A 17696-nucleotide genomic window follows, 5' to 3' on the forward strand; every position below is an offset into this window, starting at 1 on the left:
GGCAGCAGGCACGGCGGCAGGGATCAGGCGTCCCCGCATCTCCGGGCAGGGCCGGACGGGCGGACCGCCTGCGGGCACGGGCGTGACAGGCCGTGTGGCGCCTCATGGGCGCCAGGGGCGCCCCCGGTGCAGCCGCCCGGCGTCCCGGATCAGGCGTCCTGTTTGCGCAGGCCGAACTTTTTGATGCGGGAGCAGAGCGTGGTGGGGCTGATGCCCAGCAGGGCCGCGGCCCCGTCCCCGCCGTAGATCTTGCCGCGGCAGCGCTGCAGGGCATTGGTGATATTGGTCCGTTCCAGGGCCTGCATCTCCGCCTCGGTGAAGACGATGCCGTTGTCCGCACCGGGCAGGGCGGGCCGGGACGCGGAGGAGGGGGCCGGCGGCAGGGCCTCGCAGTGCAGGAGCCCGTCCGTGCTGGCCGCGGCCGCGTGCAGGACGCATTCCTGCAGTTCCCGGACATTGCCGGGCCAGGTGTAGGCCTGCAGGCGCCCCGGGGCATCGTCGGCAAAGGCCAGTTCCGGCCGTTGCAGATGCGTGCGGCCATGCTCCAGAAAGGCCCGGGCCAGGGGCAGGATGTCCTCCGGGCGCTCACGCAGGGGGGGGATGCTGATGGGGAAGGCATTGAGGCGGTAATAGAGGTCTTCGCGGAACCGGCCCGCACGGACCGCGTCGTGGAGGTCACGGCTGGTGGCGGCCACGAGGCGTACGCTGATCCGGTGCCCGCTGTCCTTGCCGTCGCGCCGGAACTCCCTGTCCTGCAGGACGTGCAGGAGCCTGGCCTGCAGGGACGGGGGGAGCTCCTCCACGGCGTCCAGGAAGAGCGTCCCGCCCGAGGCGGCCTCCAGAAAGCCCATGCGGGCGCCCGCGTGGCCGAAGAACTCCTCCTCGAGCCTGTCACGCGCGATGGCGGCGCAGTTGACCCGCACCAGCGGCCCTCCGGCCACGAAACTTTGCCGGTGCAGCTCGGCGGCCACGGCTTCCTTGCCGCTGCCGGCTTCGCCGGTGATGAGGACGGGCACGTCCGTGCAGGCCACCTGCCGGATCTTTTCCTTCAGCGCGCGCATGCCGGGGCTGTCCCCAGTCAGGGCCAGGGCCGCCGGGGGCAGGGTGTCGTTCTTCAGGTAGGCGTTCTCGATCTCCAGCTGCCGCTTCAGGCGGTTCAGTTCCTCAAAGGCCTGGGCATTGGCGATGGAGACCGCCAGATAGTCCGCGATCATGCGCAGGCGGTCCATGGCCTGCGCGTCCTGCACCTCGCGGCTGAAGACCGCGAAGACCCCCAGCACGCGGCGCCGGTGCAGCAGCGGCTGGCCCAGGAAGGTGCGGATGCCTTCCTGCCGGATCCAGCCGGGCGAGGTCACCCAGTCCATGTCCGGGCGGACATCGTCCACATGATAGGCGGTGCCTGACTGGGCGATGAGCCCCACCTTGCCCAGACCCAGGGAAAAACGGCTGTGGTCGCCGTCCAGTCCGGTCCAGACATGTCCGTCCACGCGGGAGCGCCCGGTACTGGCCGCCAGCCGCAGGCACTGGCGATGGTCGCGGCAGTCGTAGAAATGGCGGCAGCTGGCGCAGAGGCTCGGCTCGGTCGGTTCCAGCAGCCAGATGCGGCACAGAGCCACGTCCTGCCGGGCGGCGAAGGTCGCCGCCACCAGGCGGAAGATCTGGTCCAGCGACTGGCAGCGGGCCATCTCCAGCAGCAGGGCCCGGGTCTGGACCATATCCTGTTCAGGGACCGGGGGCCCGGCAGGAAGGTCCGGTATGGCGCTGGTGCGGGGGAAAGCTGGATGATCGTGCATGGTCTCTCCGTCTGGTGGCTGCCGTGCCCGGAACTCATGGGCCGCGGGGAGGCCGCTCCCTGCGGCGGCCCGCGCCCGTGTCCGGGCGGGCAAGGGCTGGCTGTTTTTCGGCATGTCGCAGCCACAGACTACTGATGACGGAAGGCTTTTTCAACGAAAAATAGTTGAAGTGGTGGCCAGGTGGCTCACGCATTGGCACGGGACATCCTTTTTCATGGGCAGACGTGCCGGTCGTTCCGCCATATGCGGGACGGAGCGGGCTGTCTGTCATGGGGCGTGCCGTGAAGTGCCATGAGCGTGGGGAAGGGCGCGGCTGGTGCCGGTGCCATGAGCGAGGAAGGATGAGCTGTGGCTGTGTGCCCTTGCCGGAAAGACCGGGAAAAAGGCCGGAGACGGCACGGCGCGGTGCGGGAGTGGCAAGGCTTCCACCACCGCCGGGGGGCCGCCGAGGCCGGTACGGCGGAGGACGGGAGGGATGCCGGGCCGACGGTCCTGGATGCGCGGAAGGCCACAGGGTCTCAGGGAGAGGATCTAGGAAAAGGATCTGCGGGCGGGCGAAAAAACAAGAAATGCCACAACAGGAGTTGCGGCATTTCTTGAGAAAGGAGTCGAAGCTCCAATGGCCTTTGCAAACGCACAGACGTCGCGGTCGGGGCGTTCAAAAGCCGAAGACGGGAAGACTAGTCTTCGCCTTCGGTGTGGGCCTGCTTGCCAGCGCCCTTGAGGCCGTACATGGTGGTGGAGCCGGAAGACCAGAATTCCAGGACTTCTTCGTTCACCAGCTTGGTGAGGATCTTCTTCACTTCGCGGGGGCCCTTGTCGGGGAACAGGTCCGTGAAGTCCTTGAAGTAGAACTTGGACTTGGAAGCGGACTTGCTCTTCAGGAAGTCGACAACAACGTCTTTTTCGTCAGCCATGGTTTTTCTCCTGAACCCGGCGGCGCCGCAAAGCGCCGCCGGGGTATTTTCAAGCTCGGCTTAGAACTTGAACTGGGTGCTCTGACGCCAGGTGTAGTAAGCCGGATCGCGGAAGTCGTCGATCAGGTGATGGGTGAACTGCAGACCGGTCAGCTTGAAGAAGCTTTCCCAGCCGATGCGTTCGGCCCAGTCGCCCAGACGTTCGTACTTGTTGGCGTTGGCGGCGTAGACTTCGACGATGTGCTTCACCGTCTTGGTCAGGCTGGGCCAGCGGGGAGGTTCGTTGGGGATGTAGCCCACGACCACCTTGGAGAACTTGGGCATGCTGATGCGGTTGGACACCTTGCCGCCCACCATGATGGCGATGCCGTCGCCTTCGTGGTCGGCGATGGGCAGGGCGGGGCACATGGTGTAGCAGTTGCCGCAGTACATGCAGCGGTCTTCCTTGATGGCGATGGAGTTCACCTTCTGGCCGTTGTGTTCCACCTTGGTGGGACGGACGGCAGCGGTGGGGCAGGCGGCCACGGCCAGCGGGATTTCGCACAGCTGGTCGGCCCATTCGTGGTCGATCATGGGCGGTTTGCGGTGGATGCCCACCAGGCCGATGTCGGAGCAGTGCACGGCGCCGCACATGTTGATGCAGCAGGCCAGGGCGATGCGCACGGGAGCGGGCAGACGCATGTCCTTGAAGTCGTCAAAGATGGCGTCCATCACGCATTTCACCGGGCCGGAGGCGTCGGTGGCGGGGGTGTGGCAGTGCACCCAGCCCTGGGTGTGCACCATGTTGCTGATGCCGGCGCCGGTGCCGCCCACGGGGAACTTGAAGGAACCGCCGTCGAACTTGCGGCTGTTCAGGTCGTCGCGCAGGGCCTTCATGGTGGCTTCGTCTTCCACCATGAACTCGATGTTGTTACGGGTGGTCCAGCGCAGGTAGCCGCCGCAGTACTTGTCGGCGATGTCGCAGATCTCGCGGATGTGGGTGATGGACATGGTGCGGGTGCCGCCCACGCGGACGGTGTACACCTTGTCGCCGCCTTCGGCCACGTGCATCAGCACGCCGGGCTCAAGAATTTCGTGGTACAGCCACTTGCCGAAATTCTTTTTGATGACCGGCGGGAAGTATTCGTCGTACTTGTGGGGGCCGATGTCGGTAATGCGGCCTTCCATCGGTTTGGCGGGATTGTACCCGGAAGAAATAAAAGCCATGTTCTTCTCCCCCTTAAACTAGCGTTGATGGCGTTTGCGGAATTCAGCCAGGTCGCGGGTCCAGCCGCCGGGCACTTCTTCTTCCTTGAAGAAGATGTACGGGTTGGAGCGGGGAGCCGTGACGTGGTACGGAGCGGCTTCGGTGTCGGTGACTTCGAGCAGCTTCTGGAAGGAAAGACGCTTCATGGTCTCGCCCACGCGTTCGCGGTTCTTGCCTTCTTCCATCCACCAGTCCCAAATCTTTTCGATGACTTCCTTGATTTCATCGTAGGGAGCTTCACAGGAGATGAAGGGCACCAGCAGCGAACCCATCTGGGCGCCGTCCACCACGGGGGCCTTGGCGCCCACCAGGATGCTGGCGCCGCGTTCGTCACCGATGTGCAGGGCGCGGGGCATGGTGTTGATGCAGTGCATGCAGCGCACGCAGTCGGCGGTCTTGATGGACAGCTTGCTGCCGTCCCAGCTCATGCACTTGGAGGGGCAGCGGTCCACCACTTCGGCCTGGATGTCGAACTTGCCCCAGTCACGACCGGCATGGGCACCGGCGTTGGGTTTGAATTCGCCGCCCACGTAGGCTTTCACGGCGTCCTGGTCGATCTTGATGTCGTCCTTCCAGGTACCCACCACAGCGAAGTCGGAACGGGCCATGGCGCACACGCAACCGTTGGGGCAGCCGTCGAACTTGAACTTGAACTTGTAGGGGAAGGCGGGACGGTGCAGTTCGTCCTGGTAGTCCTGGGTCAGCTGGTAGCACATGTCCTGGGTGTTGTAGCAGGCATATTCGCAGCGGGACTGGCCGAGGCAGGCTTCGGGGGTACGCAGGTTGGAGCCGGAACCACCGAGGTCGACATGCAGCTTGTGGGTCAGGTCGTGGAAGACTTCTTCCAGCTGCGGGGTCTGGGTGCCCAGGAGCACGATGTCACCGGTGGAGCCGTGCATGTTGGTCATGCCGGAACCGCGCAGGTCCCAGATGTCGCACAGGTCACGCAGGAATTTGGTGTGGTAGTATTTGGCAGCGGGCTGGGCCACACGCATGGTGTGGAAGTGGGCCACGCCGGGGAACTTTTCGGGCTGGTCGCAGTAACGGCCGATGACGCCGCCGCCGTAACCGAACACGCCCACGATGCCGCCGTGCTTCCAGTGGGTTTCCTTTTCTTCGTAGGAAAGTTCCAGCACACCGAGCAGGTCTTCGGGGGCGTCAGCGGGGATCTGATAGTCCAGCCCGTCCGGATTGGCCGCGCGGTGAGCCGCTTCCTGTTTGATGTCGGACACGAAGCTCGGCCAGGGGCCGGTTTCAAGCTGGTCCAACAGGGGGGTTGCATGTTTCGCCATTGCCATACCTCCACATGGTTTGTTGTATCACATCGCGTGATGTGCCTTCGTCATGACGCTTGGGGCCGGAGTAGCCCGGAACCGCACACGACAAAACGCCGCCGGGGCGGCCTCGTCTTGCGGCCTGCACACGCGAGTGGTGTGCCGCCCCAGGTGCTGTTCCCTGTCCGGCGTAGTCAGACGGGGGATCGCAGGCGCAGCAGCAGACGCTGTTGGACGTCCGGCACTGCGGGCTGCAATGCAGTTCTGCTTCTTTTAGCGTATTTCTTTGGCGATGACAACCGCTGTTTCTTGTGATTGACCGCTTTTTCACAGCACAGTCACAATACGGGCTTCGCAGGCGTGGTGTCCGTATGTTCCGGCCAATTATGTGAAAAAAATATCATATCAGGGGCCGGAAAACGCGCGTCATGCGGGCCCCGCGGTCACGCCGCATGCGGGGACCGTCCCCGGCAGGGCGCCGCCGCCCCGCCCGGGAGCGCGGGACGTGCCCGCCTTGGCAAAAAAGGCATTAGCGGCTATGGTGCGGGCAGCGATCACCGGCCGCCCGGGAGCGGCCCACCAAGGAAAAAAGCATGAAAGACGAGCGTGGTTTGTACTATTTCCCCAATGCCGCGGACCACAGGGCCCGCATGTATGTGCGGCGCGGCGAGGACGGCGGCGTGCAGTTCCGCCTCTGGCAGGCCGATCACCCCGATGTCTGGGACCGCCACCAGTGGCTGGACCTGCGGGTCATCGAGGATGCGGCGCGTCTGTACCGTGAGGAGCGCAACGCCGATGCCGATCCCCTCAAGCTCTATGACGCGGCCGTGGCCCGTGCCCTGCTGGAGGAGGCCGGCCTGTGAACGGGCGCTGGTCGCCGGAACGCAAGGCCTTTTTAGTGCGCGACCTGGTGCGCGACTACTGCCAGGTCTATGAGGGGCTGGAAGAGCAGCGCCGCCGCTTCGACCACGAGGGCGCCGTCTCGTATTCGTCCATCCGTGACCTTCTGGGCGAGGCCATGCGCAAGGGCGTGTTCTGGCGCCTCAAGGACACGGCGCACCATCTGTTCCGCAACAGCCAGTCCCAGACGCCGGACAAGGACGCCATCCTGCTCTGGCAGTATTCCGGCAGCCGCCATCCTGACGGCCTGGTCAGCCAGCAGCCGGTGGAGGCGCTCATCGACTGGTGCGTGGGCTACGCCTTCCACGAATGCGCCAAGCTGCGCGAGGACGCCTTCCAGCGCCAGCACTATGCCAACCGTCTGGCCCAGCTGGGACGCCACCAGGGCGTGACGGCCGAGCTTTACGATCCGTTGCGCCGGCTGGGCGAGCAGACCGCCGAGAGCTCCTCGCGCGAGCTGCAGCGCATCCTGCATGTGCTGCGCCACGGCCTGTTCCTGCTGCTGCGCTATCTGGAAGGGCAGGAGGACAACACCCATCTGGCCCGCTGGCTGGTCATGGAAGAGGCGCGGGCCCGGGCGGTCTTCGCCGATCTGTATGACGATCTGCTCTCCGCCCTGTACGGGAGCCGCCCCCAGCGTCTGTACATGCTGGCGGCCTGGGACCTGCTGGAGGCCGGCCGCAGCGAGGAGGCCCGCTGCATGCTGGAATGCGCCGCCCGGCTGGGACGCCTGGATGCCGAGAGCCTGACCCTGCTGCGGCAGCTGGAACAGCTGCAGGAAGAGGGACGGTGATGGCGGACGGCAAGCTCTCCTTTCCCCGTCTGCTGCTGAACCTGTCCTGCCTTGTGCTGGCGGCCGCGCTGCTGGCCGGCTGCGGCGGCAAGGACACGTCCTGGCGCAAGGGCGGCGTGCCGGGCTCCAGGCCCTATACCGTGCGCGGCAAGACCTATTATCCGCTCAAGTCGGCCCACGGCTTCGTGGAAGAGGGCGTGGCCTCCTGGTACGGTCCCGGCTTCCACGGCAAGAGGACGGCCAGCGGCGAGCGCTTCAACCAGTACAATATCAGCGCCGCGCACAAGATCCTGCCCCTGGGCACGGAAGTGCGCGTGACCAACCTGGAGAACCACCGTTCCCTCATCCTGCGCATCAATGACCGCGGGCCCTTCGTGGACGACCGTGTCATCGACCTTTCGCGCGGGGCCGCCCAGCGGCTGGGCGTCATCGGCAAGGGCACGGCGCGGGTGCGCATCCAGAGCCTGGGCGACGTGCCCCAGGTGGAGGACGGCGATGTGGTGCGCGGCACCTTCTTCGTCCAGATCGGTGCCTTCTCCAAGAAGGAGAACGCCCGGGGCCTCATCGAGCGGCTTACCGGCAGCGGCCACAAGGGCCGCATGATCTATGGCAGCAACAACCTCTGGAACGTGCAGGTGGGCCCGTGGGAAGATTCCCGCAAGGCCGACGAGATGATGCGCGTGCTGCGTGCCCTGTACCCCCACGCCTTCGTGGTGGGCGACGGCGGCGCGAGCTAGACGGCTGCCAGCTTGCAACATGTCGAACGGGCCGTTCCCTGCGGGGAACGGCCCGTTTTTTATGGGCATGGGGATGGCTTGTGAGGGGGAAAGGGCCTCCTTTTGGAAAAGGGGTCTCCCTTCCTCCCTCAAACTCCCCCCATCCTCCTTGAAACTTTTCTTTTGGGAGCATGGCCGGTCTCCATCGCTGTCCGGCAGGGACAGCACCGCGCAAGGTCCGGTGATTCGCTCCATAAGATTTTGCCGTTGGGCGACATGGCGGCTGTTTCCTGTCCGGTGAGGACAGGACGGGTACTGGTCATACGGGAACAGGATGCTGGACTGTTTCGCGGGAATGACTGGTCGCACGAAGCGCGCTGGGGAAGGAGGAGGGAGTTTGAGGGAGGGGTTCCCCCCTCCCTCAACACATCCTTTGGATCTAAAACAGCGACAGGTGCTCCCGCACGGCCCTGGTGTGGCGGGCCAGGGTGCTCCGGCGGCAGAAGCCACGCACCAGCGGCAGGAAGCTGGAGGGCTCCAGGGCCAGTTCCCGGCCGAAGAGGCGGCGCCCGGCGCTGTGGCTCACATACAGGGCGCGGGCAGCGCGGGTCAGGCCCACGTAGAACAGACGGCGTTCTTCTTCCAGACGGGCGGCCTGCGCGGCGGGGGACATGTCGTCGTCCGGGTTCTCCAGCAGCAGTTCCCGGCGCATGGGCAGCAGGCCCTCTTCCAGCCCGGGCAGGAACACGGCCTGGAATTCGAGGCCCTTGGAGGCGTGCAGGGTCAGGATCTGCACCTGTTCCGAGCGGGCGCGGATGAGTTCCGCCTCATGTTGCAGGCCCAGCTGCTGCACAAGGGCCTCCCACCGGCCGCAGTCCTGCCACGCACGGCAGAGCTGTTTCCAGGCCGTGCCCTGCCAGAGCGGGGCGGGCAGGCGGCTGTGCCCGGAAAGGCGGGCCTGCAGGGCCCGGGGATCGGGCAGGGGCGCGTCCGGGGCCAGATCCAGCGCCTGTTCCAGAATGGGCAGCAGATCGTCGTCCTCGGCCCCGTCACCGGCAGGGGCAGGTGCCTCGCCCTGGCCGCGGGCGATGGCCAGACGCAGCACGGCGGCGCAGAGCGGGTCCTGCCAGCAGTCTTCCTGCGCGGGCGCGGCGCAGGGGATGCCCTCCTGCTCCAGCGCGCGGCGGATGACCGGTATCTGGGCCTTGAGGCGCACCAGCACGGCCACGTCGCCCGGGGAAAGGGTCCCGGCCAGCTCGTCTTCCTGGGCGATCTGGTCCATGAGCGTGTGCGCCGTGGCCCCCAGCAGCCGGCGGATGCGGCCCGCGATCCAGCGGGCCTCGGCCTGCTGGTCAGGGGCGGAGAAAAGATGCAGGCGGGCCTGCTCCCCGCGCATGGCCTGCAGGGCGCCGCAATGCCCGCGGCCCTGCAGCAGGCTCTGGGCCATGTCCAGCACGCCCTGGCTGGCGCGGTAGCTCTGGCCCAGACGGCAGACGCGCAGGGAGGGCCAGATGGCGCGCAGGCTGTCTTCGCTCTGGCCGCTGGCGCCACGGAAGCCGTAGATGGCCTGGTCAGGGTCGCCGATGCCGAAAAAGCCGCTGCCGTCCTCGGGCAGCAGGGCGCGGATCAGACGCAGCTGCACCGGGGAAAGGTCCTGCACCTCGTCCACCAGCACATGCCGCCAGGGCAGGGCCGAAGTTCGACGGCAAGGCGTCGGCAGGGGGGCGGGGGCTGCCGTGGCGGCCACCATGCCCAGCAGGGACATCTGGCGCGGTACGGCGCGGCCCGTGTGCGGGGCCTCGTGGTGGTCGGGCGTCGTGACCGGCCCGCCGGAAGTCGCGGCAGGGGAAGGGCCCGTCCGGGCCGGACGGCGCCGTTCCGTCACAGCGGCGGCCAGCAGGGCCCGGCAGGCGGGCGGCAGCAGGCTGTGCTCCAGATCGGGCCGGATGTCCTCGCCCTGGCGGGCGCGCAGATGGAAAAGGAAGAATTCCAGCAGGTCGGCATAGTCCAGCAGCGGGCTCTGGCTGCGCACGGTACGGGCGGCCTGCCAGTCGGCCACGGCGGCGCGCAGGTCGCCGGGGAGCCCGCCGGCGGGCAGTCCCTGTTCACGGGCCCACTGCAGGCGCTCCCAAAGGCGGCGCAGGGCCTTGCGTTCCTCGCGGTTCTCCGGGTGTCCGGCATCCACGAACAGGGCCCTGGCCGCGTCTTCGGGCAGGAGCAGGGCCGAGGGCAGCTCGCGCTGCACCACGCTCCAGGCCAGGGCATGCAGGGTGTCGCAGCGGGGCAGGGCCGCGGGGGCCGCTCCATCCCCGGCCGGGGCCTGCAAACGCTGCCGCATCTCCTGCGCGGCGCGCCGGGTGAAGGTCACGGCCAGCAGCTGCGAGGCCGGCACGTCATGGGCCAGCAGATATTGCAGGCGGCCCACCAGCACGCGCGTCTTGCCCGCGCCGGGCCCGGCCAGCACCAGCACGGGCGTGCCCGTCTCCAGCCCGGCGGTCAGGGCCTCGGCCTGCGCCGGGGAAAAGCCGCCCAGCGTGCGCCCGTCGGGCGTGGCGGGCTCGGGCTCGCTTTCGGCAGGCGCGGCGCTGTCCTTTTTGCGGCGTACCCGGATGGCCGCCACGGTGGCGGCGGTCTCCTGCTCCGGGGCCTGCGGGGCGGGTTCCGCCACCTTTCTGGGCCGTCCGCGCTTGCGGGGCGCGGCACCGTCCAGCAGGCTGCGGCTGCGGGCCGGGCCCTGCCATTCCGCGGCTTCCTCGGGGCTGAAGACGCGCACCACGCCGTATTCGCCGTCATAGCCGCCCTTGCGGATGACCTGGCCCCGGCGCATGCGGGCCACGGCCTCGCCCAGCGGCTCCCAGTGGCGGCGCACCTGCTCCTCGTCCATGCGGCAGAGGATGTCCAGATCGGGCCCCAGCTCGCGCAGCAGGGCCGCGTACCTGTCCTGCACCTTGCGCGAGCCGCTGCCCACGCCCAGGATCTCGCCCACCAGTTCGGGCAGGGGGATCAGGGGCCGGGCCTCCGGCTCATGGGGCAGGCTGGCGGGGGCTTCTCGGTCGGCCAGCTCGCAGACGCGGTGCAGCACGCCGATGGTCAGGGGCTTGCCGCAGACCGGGCAGATGTTGTCCAGGGCCAGGGCCTCGCGCGGTTCCAGCACCACGCCGCAGGCCCGGTGGCCGTCCAGGTGGTATTTGCCCTCTTCGGGATAGAATTCCATGGTGCCCAGGAAGCGGCAGTCCCCGGGCTGCTGCTCGGGCGGCAGGCGGCGGGCCGCGGCCCGCAGGGCGGCGAAGATGCCGTCATAGGAGGGCGCGCCCGCGAAGAAGTTGGCCTCGCGGCCCAGGTTGGCCCCGGAGTGGGCGTCGGAATTGGAGATGAGCGCGTAACCGTCCAGCCGGCTGACCATGCGGTTCATGCCCGGGTCCGAGGAAAGGCCCGTCTCCAGCGCGAAGATGTGGGAGGAAAGATCGTCGAAGCAGTCCTCCAGCCGGTCGAAGCCGGACTTGGAGCCGAACAGGGCGAACCACGGCGTCCAGACATGGGCCGGGACGAGCACGGCCCCGGGGCAGACATCCAGCGTCATCTCCAGCAGGTCGCGGGAGTCCAGGCCCAGGATGGGACGGCCGTCGGAATGCAGGTTGCCCACCAGCTCCAGCCGCTGCGAGAGGCGGTCGGCATCGTCCAGCGTGGGCACGAAGATCAGGTTGTGGACTTTGCGCACCTTGCCCTGACGCTTGTAGATGGAGCTGATCTCGGTCTGGAGCAGGAAGAGCGGCCCGTCGGCGTCCGGCGGTGTCTTCCCCTGCAAGAAGTCCAGATCCTCGGCCGGGCCGGACAGGCGGTACAGGCCGCTGGCCTCGTCGCGCACCAGCTGCTGGCGCAGCTCGTCCCGCCATTGCGGGTGGGTGAAGTCGCCGGTGCCCAGCACGTTGATGCCCTTGCAGCGGGCCCAGGCCGCCAGATGCCGGGGCGAGAGCTGTTTGCTGGTGGCACGGGAAAAGCGGGAATGGATGTGCAGGTCGGCGATGAAAGTCATGGACAGGCTCCGCGATGTCAGGATGAGGAAACCGATATTGTTATGGAAAGCCGATCGCAAGGCAAGGGCGGCGCGCTCCTGCGGCCGGGCCTGTGTCCCGCAGGGGGGCTGCCTGCGGGCTGCCTTCAGGGGATAAGGACACTTCGGGGCGGCTGCCAGCCGCCACACGGGCCGCTGTCCGTCGTGACGCTCTGCTTTCGGAGATATGCCGGGCGTCAGCTTTTTTCCTCATGGCCCGCGCCCAGCCAGGGGCAGAAGGTCAGGGCCTCGCGGCTCCAGCCCTGTCCGTGGTGCAGGGGCAGGGGAGCCTCCAGCCGGCATTGGGCGGCGGCGTCCTTGCGCGCCAGCACCAGAACCCGTTTGGCGGGCTCCCCGGCGCGGGGGCAGAGGGGCAGGATGCGGCGGCAGCCCAGGCGCTCCCGCTCCAGCGTGGCGAGCAGGCGGGGCAGGTCATCCGCCGGGAAGATGCAGCAGAACAGGCCGTGATGGCGCAGCAGGCGCCGGGCCGCATGGCAGAACACGGCCAGCGGATCAGGCCTTCCTGCCTGTTTCCCGGAGCGTTGCCGGGCAAGGGGCGTACCGTCGGGCAGGGGCCCGGGGCCGCGCAGGGCGGCATCACGCCGGGCACTGGCCGAGGGGCGGCCGCTGTCCGCCAGGGCATAGGGCGGGTTGGCCAGGACGAGATGGAAGGCATTTTCGCCGCAGTCCCGCAAAAAATGCGTGTCGGCAAGGTCGCCCTGCCGGAAACGGCATACATCTCCCAGCCCCAGAAGGCGGACGTTTGCTGTGGCCGCAGCGCACAGGGCCGCGTCCTGCTCCAGGCCCAGGGCGTGCAGGAGCGGTACGTTTTTTCCCTGAGGGGATTCCTCCGTCGGCTGCCTGCAAACAGTCGCGGACTGCGGCTCTGCAAGCCGCACACCGGGGCACGGACGGGGGAGCCGTGCCTCCTGATGGCTGTGCCCTGCCATCTTCGTCGTGCCGGACGGCAGACGCAGGCACAGGCCCAGCAGGGCCGCTCCGCAGCCGCTGCCCAGTTCCGCCACCTGCCGGGGCGCCGTTCCCGGCAGGGAGGCGAGGCTTTCCGCCGCGAAGGCCGCCAGCAGCAGGGCGTCCGCGCCGAAACGGTAGCTGTCCTGCGGCTGGTGCAGGCCCCGGGGAAAGCGGGCGCGGGCGGTGGTGACGGCGGTATCGTTCATGGCGTGCGGCAGGAAAAAGCGGGTTATGTGTGGGGAGCGGAGAGCGCTGTGATGCCCGCAGGCTCCTCTCCGTAAGGGATGCGGCGCTTGCGGGCCGTCTTTTGATGACTTCCCGTGAATAATGAAAAAGCATCCCCACCTGAGGGGGCCATATGAAAAAAACAGGGCCATGCCTGCGGCATGGCCCTGTGATGCTTTACGGTTGCGCGGGAGACAGTACCGGAAAACATGCCGGAGCCATTTCCTTTGGGCATTGTCGAATATCTTTGGGCACAGGCGGCATCCCCGTGGACAGTGCCGTCTGTCTTTCCTATGTGCGGGTTTTGGGGAAGAAGGGGGTACGGGGGAGGGGACCTCTTTTTGCCGCTGGCAGCGACCGAAGGCGGCCGCAGGCCGTGCCCGTTGGCGCATAGGCGCCTTACGGGCATCGATAGCAAGGATAAAGGGGTTCCCTCCCCCGTTCTCCGTTTATTTTGCCATGTTACAGCAGGGCGCCGTCCCAGTTGAACAGGCCCTGGCGCCGCATCTCGGGCAGGCTGGAGGGCGGGTTCTCTTCCAGGCGGGCGAAGAAGCTGTAGCCTGCCTGCTGGAGCTCCTGCCGCTTGGCGGTGATGTCCAGGGGCCAGCCGGGATAGAGCCAGACATTGCCGCCGTACTGGCGGGCCCAGAAGACTTCGCCCTTGGGGCTCATGAACGGCTCGTTGGGCTTGATGCCCAGCAGGCCGAAGCGGCTGATGCCCACGGGCCAGAAGCCGCCCAGCACCATGCCCAGCGGCAGCGGGCTCTGGCGGGGCAGGGCCAGGATCTCGTCGGCGGGCAGCTCGGGGCTGATGAACGCGCCCTTGAAGCCCATGCCGGCCAGCACGCCCAGCGCGGCGGCATTGGCCACGTTGCAGAAGGGCCCGGCCAGCAGGTCCAGGGCATCGCCGTGCTTGGGATCGGCGGGTTCGTCAGCCATGCGGGCCAGCAGCTCGGCCGGGAACAGGTCGCGCTGCCAGGGAGCGTTGCAGACAAAATGGCGCGCGCCCTCGCGGGTCAGGTGGGCCAGACGGCGGCGGATAGCCTCTTCCTCTTCGGGCCAGATGACGGGCGGCAGCCACCAGCAGATACGCGGGGCGATGGTGCGCGAGATCTCGGCCGTGCGCGGCGAGAGCCACAGGCCGGTGTTCTGGCTGCGGCAGCCGCGGGTCTCGCGGCCCTGCGGCATGCTGGCGCGCACCACCATGTCGGGCCGGGGCGCGGGCCGGGCGGGCCGGGGCAGGCGGGGCTCGCTCTCCACGGCCTTGCTGGGGCGGGTGGGCATGCGGTCGAGCCGGGCCTGCCACTCCCTGAGGATCTGCATCAGCTCGGGCTCGCGGCGGTCGATGAGGAAGACCGGCGTGCCTGCCCTGGGCGTCTTGTGCTTGGGCAGGCGCAGCATCAGGGTGCCCGCCTTGGGCGTGCGGCGCGTCACGGGCAGGGTGGCGTGCCAGCGTTCGTCTTCCACGCCCACGCGCAGATAGTCCTGCGGCAGCAGCTCGAAATGGGGCTTGAGCAGCACCTGGCCCTCGGGCGTCACATTGATCTTGCCCGCCAGCAGGCCGGAGCTGGTCTGCCCCGAAGGATCGGTGGGGACGAGGTTGTCCTTGTGCGGCAGGAAGCGGGCCCGGCTGCCGGGACGGCCCAGGGCCATCCCGAGGATGGCCTCGGCGTCCTTGCGGGCCTGCGGGTCGCCGGGGTTGTCGCGCAGCATGCGGTAGGCCGTGACCACGTGATAGACGTAGTGCGGGCCCTTTTTGCGGCCTTCGATCTTCCACGAGACCAGATGCGGGATGTGCAGCAGGGTCTTGGCCAGCACGTCCAGCGAGAGGTCCAGACAGGAGAAGAAGCGGCCGTCGCGCCCCTTGCCGGGATTGCCGCGCTGGGGACGGGGACGGCGCGTGTCGCGGCCGCCGTCATGACCGTTGCGGCCCTGTTCGCGGGCCTGCTGTCCGGCCTGTTTGGCCAGGGCCGCGGCAGCGGCGCCGCCCTGGCGGTAGACGCGGCGGCAGGGCTGCACGCAGCGGCCGCGCAGGCCGCTCTTGCCGCCCATGTAACTGGACCAGTAGCAGCGGCCCGACACGCAGTAGCACAGCGCGCCGTGGACGAAGCATTCCAGATCCAGCCCTTCGGGGCAGGCCTCGCCCATGGCGCGGATCTCGTCGATGGAGAGCTCGCGCGGCAAGATGACGCGGCTGGCGCCCAGGTCCCTGGCGGTCTGCAGGCCCTGCGGATGCGTGATGTTGGCCAGGGTGGAGAGGTTGATCTCGCCCTCGAAACCGGCCTGCCGCGCCAGATCCAGCATGGCCAGATCCTGCACGATGATGCCGTCGGGGCGCACCTGACGGGCCAGGCGATGGAGGAGACGGTAGGCCGCCGCGGTCTCCTGCGGCTTGACCAGCACGTTCATGGCCACATAGACGCGGGCCTGTTCCTCGTGGGCCAGGTCGGTGAGGCGCGAAAGGTCGGTAAGGCCGAAGTTCTCGGCCTGCATGCGGGCCGAAAAGTGCTTCAGGCCCAGGTACACGGCGTCGGCGCCGGCGGCCAGGGCCGCGGTGAAGCACTGGGCGTCACCGGCCGGGGCCAGGATCTCCGGGCGTTCCGGGGTAGGGGCGGGCAGGATGATGTCACTCATGCGTAGTAATATTCCTTGAACCAGGCCACAAAGCGCTCGATGCCGGTCTTGAGGGGCGTCACGGGCGCGAAGCCCGTGGCCTGCGACAGGGCGTCGATGCTGGCCCAGGTGGCTTCCACATCGCCGGGCTGCATGGGCAGCAGGTCACGGATGGCCTTCTTGCCCAGCGCGTCTTCGAGGGCGGCGATGAAATCGTTGAGTTCCACGGTCTGGTTGTTGCCGATATTGTAGATGCGCCACGGCGCGGAACTGGTGGCCGGGTCGGGATCGGCGGCATCCCACTGCGGGTCGGGCCTGGGCGCCAGGGGCAGCAGGCGCACCACGCCTTCCACGATGTCGTCGATATAGGTGAAGTCGCGGCGCATGCGGCCGCCGTTGAACACCTTGATGGGCTCGTCCTTCATGATGGCGTGGGCGAAGAGCTGCAGGGCCATGTCCGGGCGGCCCCAGGGGCCGTAGACCGTGAAGAAGCGCAGGCCCGTGCAGGGCAGGCCGTACAGATGGCTGTAGGAATGGGCCATGAGCTCGTTGCTCTTCTTGGTGGCCGCGTACAGGCTCACGGGGTGGTCCACGTTGTTGTGCTCCGAGAAGGGCTGGCTGGTGTTGAGCCCGTAGACCGACGAGGAGGACGCGAAGACGAAGTGCTGCACGCCGTTGTGGCGGCAGCCTTCCAGCAGGTTGGCGAAGCCCACCAGGTTGGAATCCACATAGGCCATGGGATTGATGAGGCTGTAGCGCACGCCGGCCTGGGCCGCCATGTTGATGACGTGGGTGAACTTTTCGGCCGCGAACAGGGCGCTCATGGCCTCGCGTTCAGCCATGTCCTGCAGCACGAAACGGAAACCGGGGCGGCCTTCCAGCCGGGCCAGACGGTCTTTCTTGAGCTGGACGTCGTAATAGTCGTTGAGGTTGTCCAGGCCCACCACGGTGTGGCCCTGGGCCAGCAGACGGTCACAGAGATGATAGCCGATGAAGCCCGCGGCTCCGGTAACGAGAATATGCATGCTGTCCTCCTGTTGGCGCAGACTAAGCCAGAAGCGTTCCCGGGGCAAGGGTTTGCTCTTGCCTCCGCTGCCCCGCCCGGCTATGTTCGGGAACATGAAAAATAACGAATCCACCTTCGCGTCCAGCAACGCTTCCGAAATGCGCAACAGCGCCGCCGGGACCGGCAAGAAAGCCGCCGGTGCCTCCGCTGGCAAGACCGGAGCCGCTGCCGACGCCGGCAGGGACGAGGCCATCCGTCACTGGTACAAGGGCGAGAACCGCGACACCATCATCTATCTGCTCATCGCGATCTTCTTCCTTGAGCTGATCATCGGCGGCATCGCCTTCTTTTACGGCATCATGCACGCCAGGCCGTCGCTGGCGGGGGGCCCGCCCGAAGCACAGTTCCCCATCCTGGCCTGGGCCATCGGCGCCGTGGCCGCTCCGGTGGCATTGCTGCTCATCGTGCATCTTTCCGGCCTCTGGGTCTCCAACACCCTGGAGCGGGAGCGCCAGCCCGGCAAGCCCGGCTCGGAACACATGGTGCCCAAGCGGCTGCGCTATTTCTATGCCTGTGTGCAGCACGCGCCCACGGTGGTCATCCTGCTGGGCATCCTGCTGCTGGCCGCGGCCCTGGTCTTCGTGGACGGCATGTTCTCGGCCGTGGTGGCCTTCGGTGCCGCGCTCAGGCCCTACATCCCGTGGATCGCGGGCAGCATCGCGGCCCTGCTGGCGGCCTGCTATCTGGGGCGCCTGCTGCTCATCTACCGCCACCGCCGCATGGAGCAGGAATACGCCTACCGGCGCGAGGTGCTGGAAAAGACCGGCATCGTGCTGGTGAGCAAGGGCAGCATCCCCCTCAACCGGGGCATCGAGCCCCTGCAGGCCGTGGAAGGCGGCGGTTATGCCCTGCCGCCCGGCCCTGCCTACACGCCTGAGGAAGCCGCCGCCGATGCCGCGGCCCTGGAGGCCGGAGAAAAGAAGGGCGACGCGCCCGCCGAGGACATCGTGGACGTGGACCCCGAAGACCTGGGCGAGACCCCCGGGGGCACGGCCGCGCCCCGCAAGGACGACGTGACCGGCGCCGATGTGGTCGTGGAGGATGGCAAGCCCAGGGCGTGACACCGCCTGCTGCCGGTTCGACCCGAGTCTTGATCGAGGCCTCCCGGAGATCCGGGGGGCCTTTTTGAT

The 17696-nt window shown here is 67.7% G+C and carries 12 protein-coding genes; 4 read left to right on the forward strand and 8 right to left on the reverse strand.

All coding sequences use genetic code 11. The features are described 5' to 3' along the window. Positions 1-149 precede the first annotated feature (149 nt). From DESPIGER_RS09315 to dsrA, 4 genes are all read right to left on the reverse strand, one after another. Positions 150-1793: a sigma 54-interacting transcriptional regulator gene (locus DESPIGER_RS09315; RefSeq protein ID WP_162273861.1), complete on the reverse strand. Its 1644-nt coding sequence runs from the start codon at positions 1791-1793 to the stop codon at positions 150-152. 680 nt (positions 1794-2473) lie between these two features. Then, positions 2474-2710 carry a dissimilatory sulfite reductase D family protein gene (locus tag DESPIGER_RS13360; protein ID WP_072335947.1) on the reverse strand — a complete coding sequence of 79 codons (237 nt, stop codon included), beginning with the start codon at positions 2708-2710 and terminating at the stop codon, positions 2474-2476. 60 nt (positions 2711-2770) lie between these two features. Next, on the reverse strand, positions 2771-3916 hold the full coding sequence (gene dsrB, locus DESPIGER_RS09325; protein WP_072335950.1) for a dissimilatory-type sulfite reductase subunit beta: 1146 nt from the start codon (positions 3914-3916) through the stop codon (positions 2771-2773). An 18-nt stretch (positions 3917-3934) separates the two neighbouring features. Beyond that, entirely contained in the window at positions 3935-5248 is a 1314-nt protein-coding gene (dsrA, locus tag DESPIGER_RS09330; RefSeq protein WP_072335953.1) for a dissimilatory-type sulfite reductase subunit alpha, read from the reverse strand. A gap of 575 nt (positions 5249-5823) precedes the next feature. Between dsrA and DESPIGER_RS09335 the strand changes: the two genes are divergently transcribed. Genes DESPIGER_RS09335 through DESPIGER_RS09345 form a run of 3 tightly spaced genes read left to right on the forward strand, consistent with a single transcriptional unit; the run spans position 5824 to position 7660 of the window. Then, positions 5824-6093 carry a hypothetical protein gene (locus tag DESPIGER_RS09335; RefSeq protein ID WP_072335955.1) on the forward strand — a complete coding sequence of 90 codons (270 nt, stop codon included), beginning with the start codon at positions 5824-5826 and terminating at the stop codon, positions 6091-6093. Then, a complete protein-coding gene (locus DESPIGER_RS09340) occupies positions 6090-6923 on the forward strand; it encodes a hypothetical protein (RefSeq protein ID WP_072335958.1) in 834 nt (277 codons plus the stop codon). The genes DESPIGER_RS09335 and DESPIGER_RS09340 overlap by 4 nt, the downstream gene beginning before the upstream one ends. Then, complete coding sequence (locus DESPIGER_RS09345; RefSeq protein ID WP_072335961.1) at positions 6923-7660, forward strand: septal ring lytic transglycosylase RlpA family protein; 738 nt, start codon at positions 6923-6925, stop codon at positions 7658-7660. The genes DESPIGER_RS09340 and DESPIGER_RS09345 overlap by 1 nt, the downstream gene beginning before the upstream one ends. Positions 7661-8078: 418 nt before the next feature. Here DESPIGER_RS09345 and DESPIGER_RS09350 read toward each other — a convergent pair whose 3' ends face one another. The 4 genes from DESPIGER_RS09350 to DESPIGER_RS09365 all read right to left on the reverse strand — a co-directional run bounded on the left by DESPIGER_RS09350 (position 8079) and on the right by DESPIGER_RS09365 (position 16525). Next, positions 8079-11672, reverse strand: coding sequence for a UvrD-helicase domain-containing protein (locus DESPIGER_RS09350; RefSeq protein ID WP_231927558.1), 3594 nt, complete (start codon positions 11670-11672; stop codon positions 8079-8081). 215 nt (positions 11673-11887) lie between these two features. Further along, entirely contained in the window at positions 11888-12868 is a 981-nt protein-coding gene (locus DESPIGER_RS12960; RefSeq protein ID WP_072335963.1) for a hypothetical protein, read from the reverse strand. Positions 12869-13349: 481 nt separating this feature from the next. Beyond that, positions 13350-15521, reverse strand: coding sequence for a peptidase U32 family protein (locus tag DESPIGER_RS09360; protein ID WP_072335966.1), 2172 nt, complete (start codon positions 15519-15521; stop codon positions 13350-13352). Then, entirely contained in the window at positions 15518-16525 is a 1008-nt protein-coding gene (locus DESPIGER_RS09365) for an NAD-dependent epimerase (RefSeq protein ID WP_072335969.1), read from the reverse strand. The genes DESPIGER_RS09360 and DESPIGER_RS09365 overlap by 4 nt, the downstream gene beginning before the upstream one ends. Positions 16526-16619: 94 nt before the next feature. Between DESPIGER_RS09365 and DESPIGER_RS09370 the strand changes: the two genes are divergently transcribed. Beyond that, complete coding sequence (locus DESPIGER_RS09370; protein ID WP_156831680.1) at positions 16620-17627, forward strand: hypothetical protein; 1008 nt, start codon at positions 16620-16622, stop codon at positions 17625-17627. Positions 17628-17696 lie beyond the last annotated feature (69 nt).

Source organism: Desulfovibrio piger (assembly GCF_900116045.1).
Classification (GTDB): Bacteria; Desulfobacterota; Desulfovibrionia; order Desulfovibrionales; family Desulfovibrionaceae; genus Desulfovibrio; species Desulfovibrio piger_A.

Coding starts and splice junctions, on each gene's coding strand:
- DESPIGER_RS09335 (WP_072335955.1), top strand. CDS start 5,824: ATGAAAGACGAGCGTGGTTTGTACTATTTCCCCAATGCCGCGGACCAC.
- DESPIGER_RS09315 (WP_162273861.1), bottom strand. CDS start 1,793: ATGCACGATCATCCAGCTTTCCCCCGCACCAGCGCCATACCGGACCTT.
- DESPIGER_RS09350 (WP_231927558.1), bottom strand. CDS start 11,672: ATGACTTTCATCGCCGACCTGCACATCCATTCCCGCTTTTCCCGTGCC.
- DESPIGER_RS09345 (WP_072335961.1), top strand. CDS start 6,923: ATGGCGGACGGCAAGCTCTCCTTTCCCCGTCTGCTGCTGAACCTGTCC.
- DESPIGER_RS09365 (WP_072335969.1), bottom strand. CDS start 16,525: ATGCATATTCTCGTTACCGGAGCCGCGGGCTTCATCGGCTATCATCTC.
- dsrB (WP_072335950.1), bottom strand. CDS start 3,916: ATGGCTTTTATTTCTTCCGGGTACAATCCCGCCAAACCGATGGAAGGC.
- DESPIGER_RS13360 (WP_072335947.1), bottom strand. CDS start 2,710: ATGGCTGACGAAAAAGACGTTGTTGTCGACTTCCTGAAGAGCAAGTCC.
- DESPIGER_RS09360 (WP_072335966.1), bottom strand. CDS start 15,521: ATGAGTGACATCATCCTGCCCGCCCCTACCCCGGAACGCCCGGAGATC.
- DESPIGER_RS12960 (WP_072335963.1), bottom strand. CDS start 12,868: ATGAACGATACCGCCGTCACCACCGCCCGCGCCCGCTTTCCCCGGGGC.
- dsrA (WP_072335953.1), bottom strand. CDS start 5,248: ATGGCGAAACATGCAACCCCCCTGTTGGACCAGCTTGAAACCGGCCCC.
- DESPIGER_RS09370 (WP_156831680.1), top strand. CDS start 16,620: ATGAAAAATAACGAATCCACCTTCGCGTCCAGCAACGCTTCCGAAATG.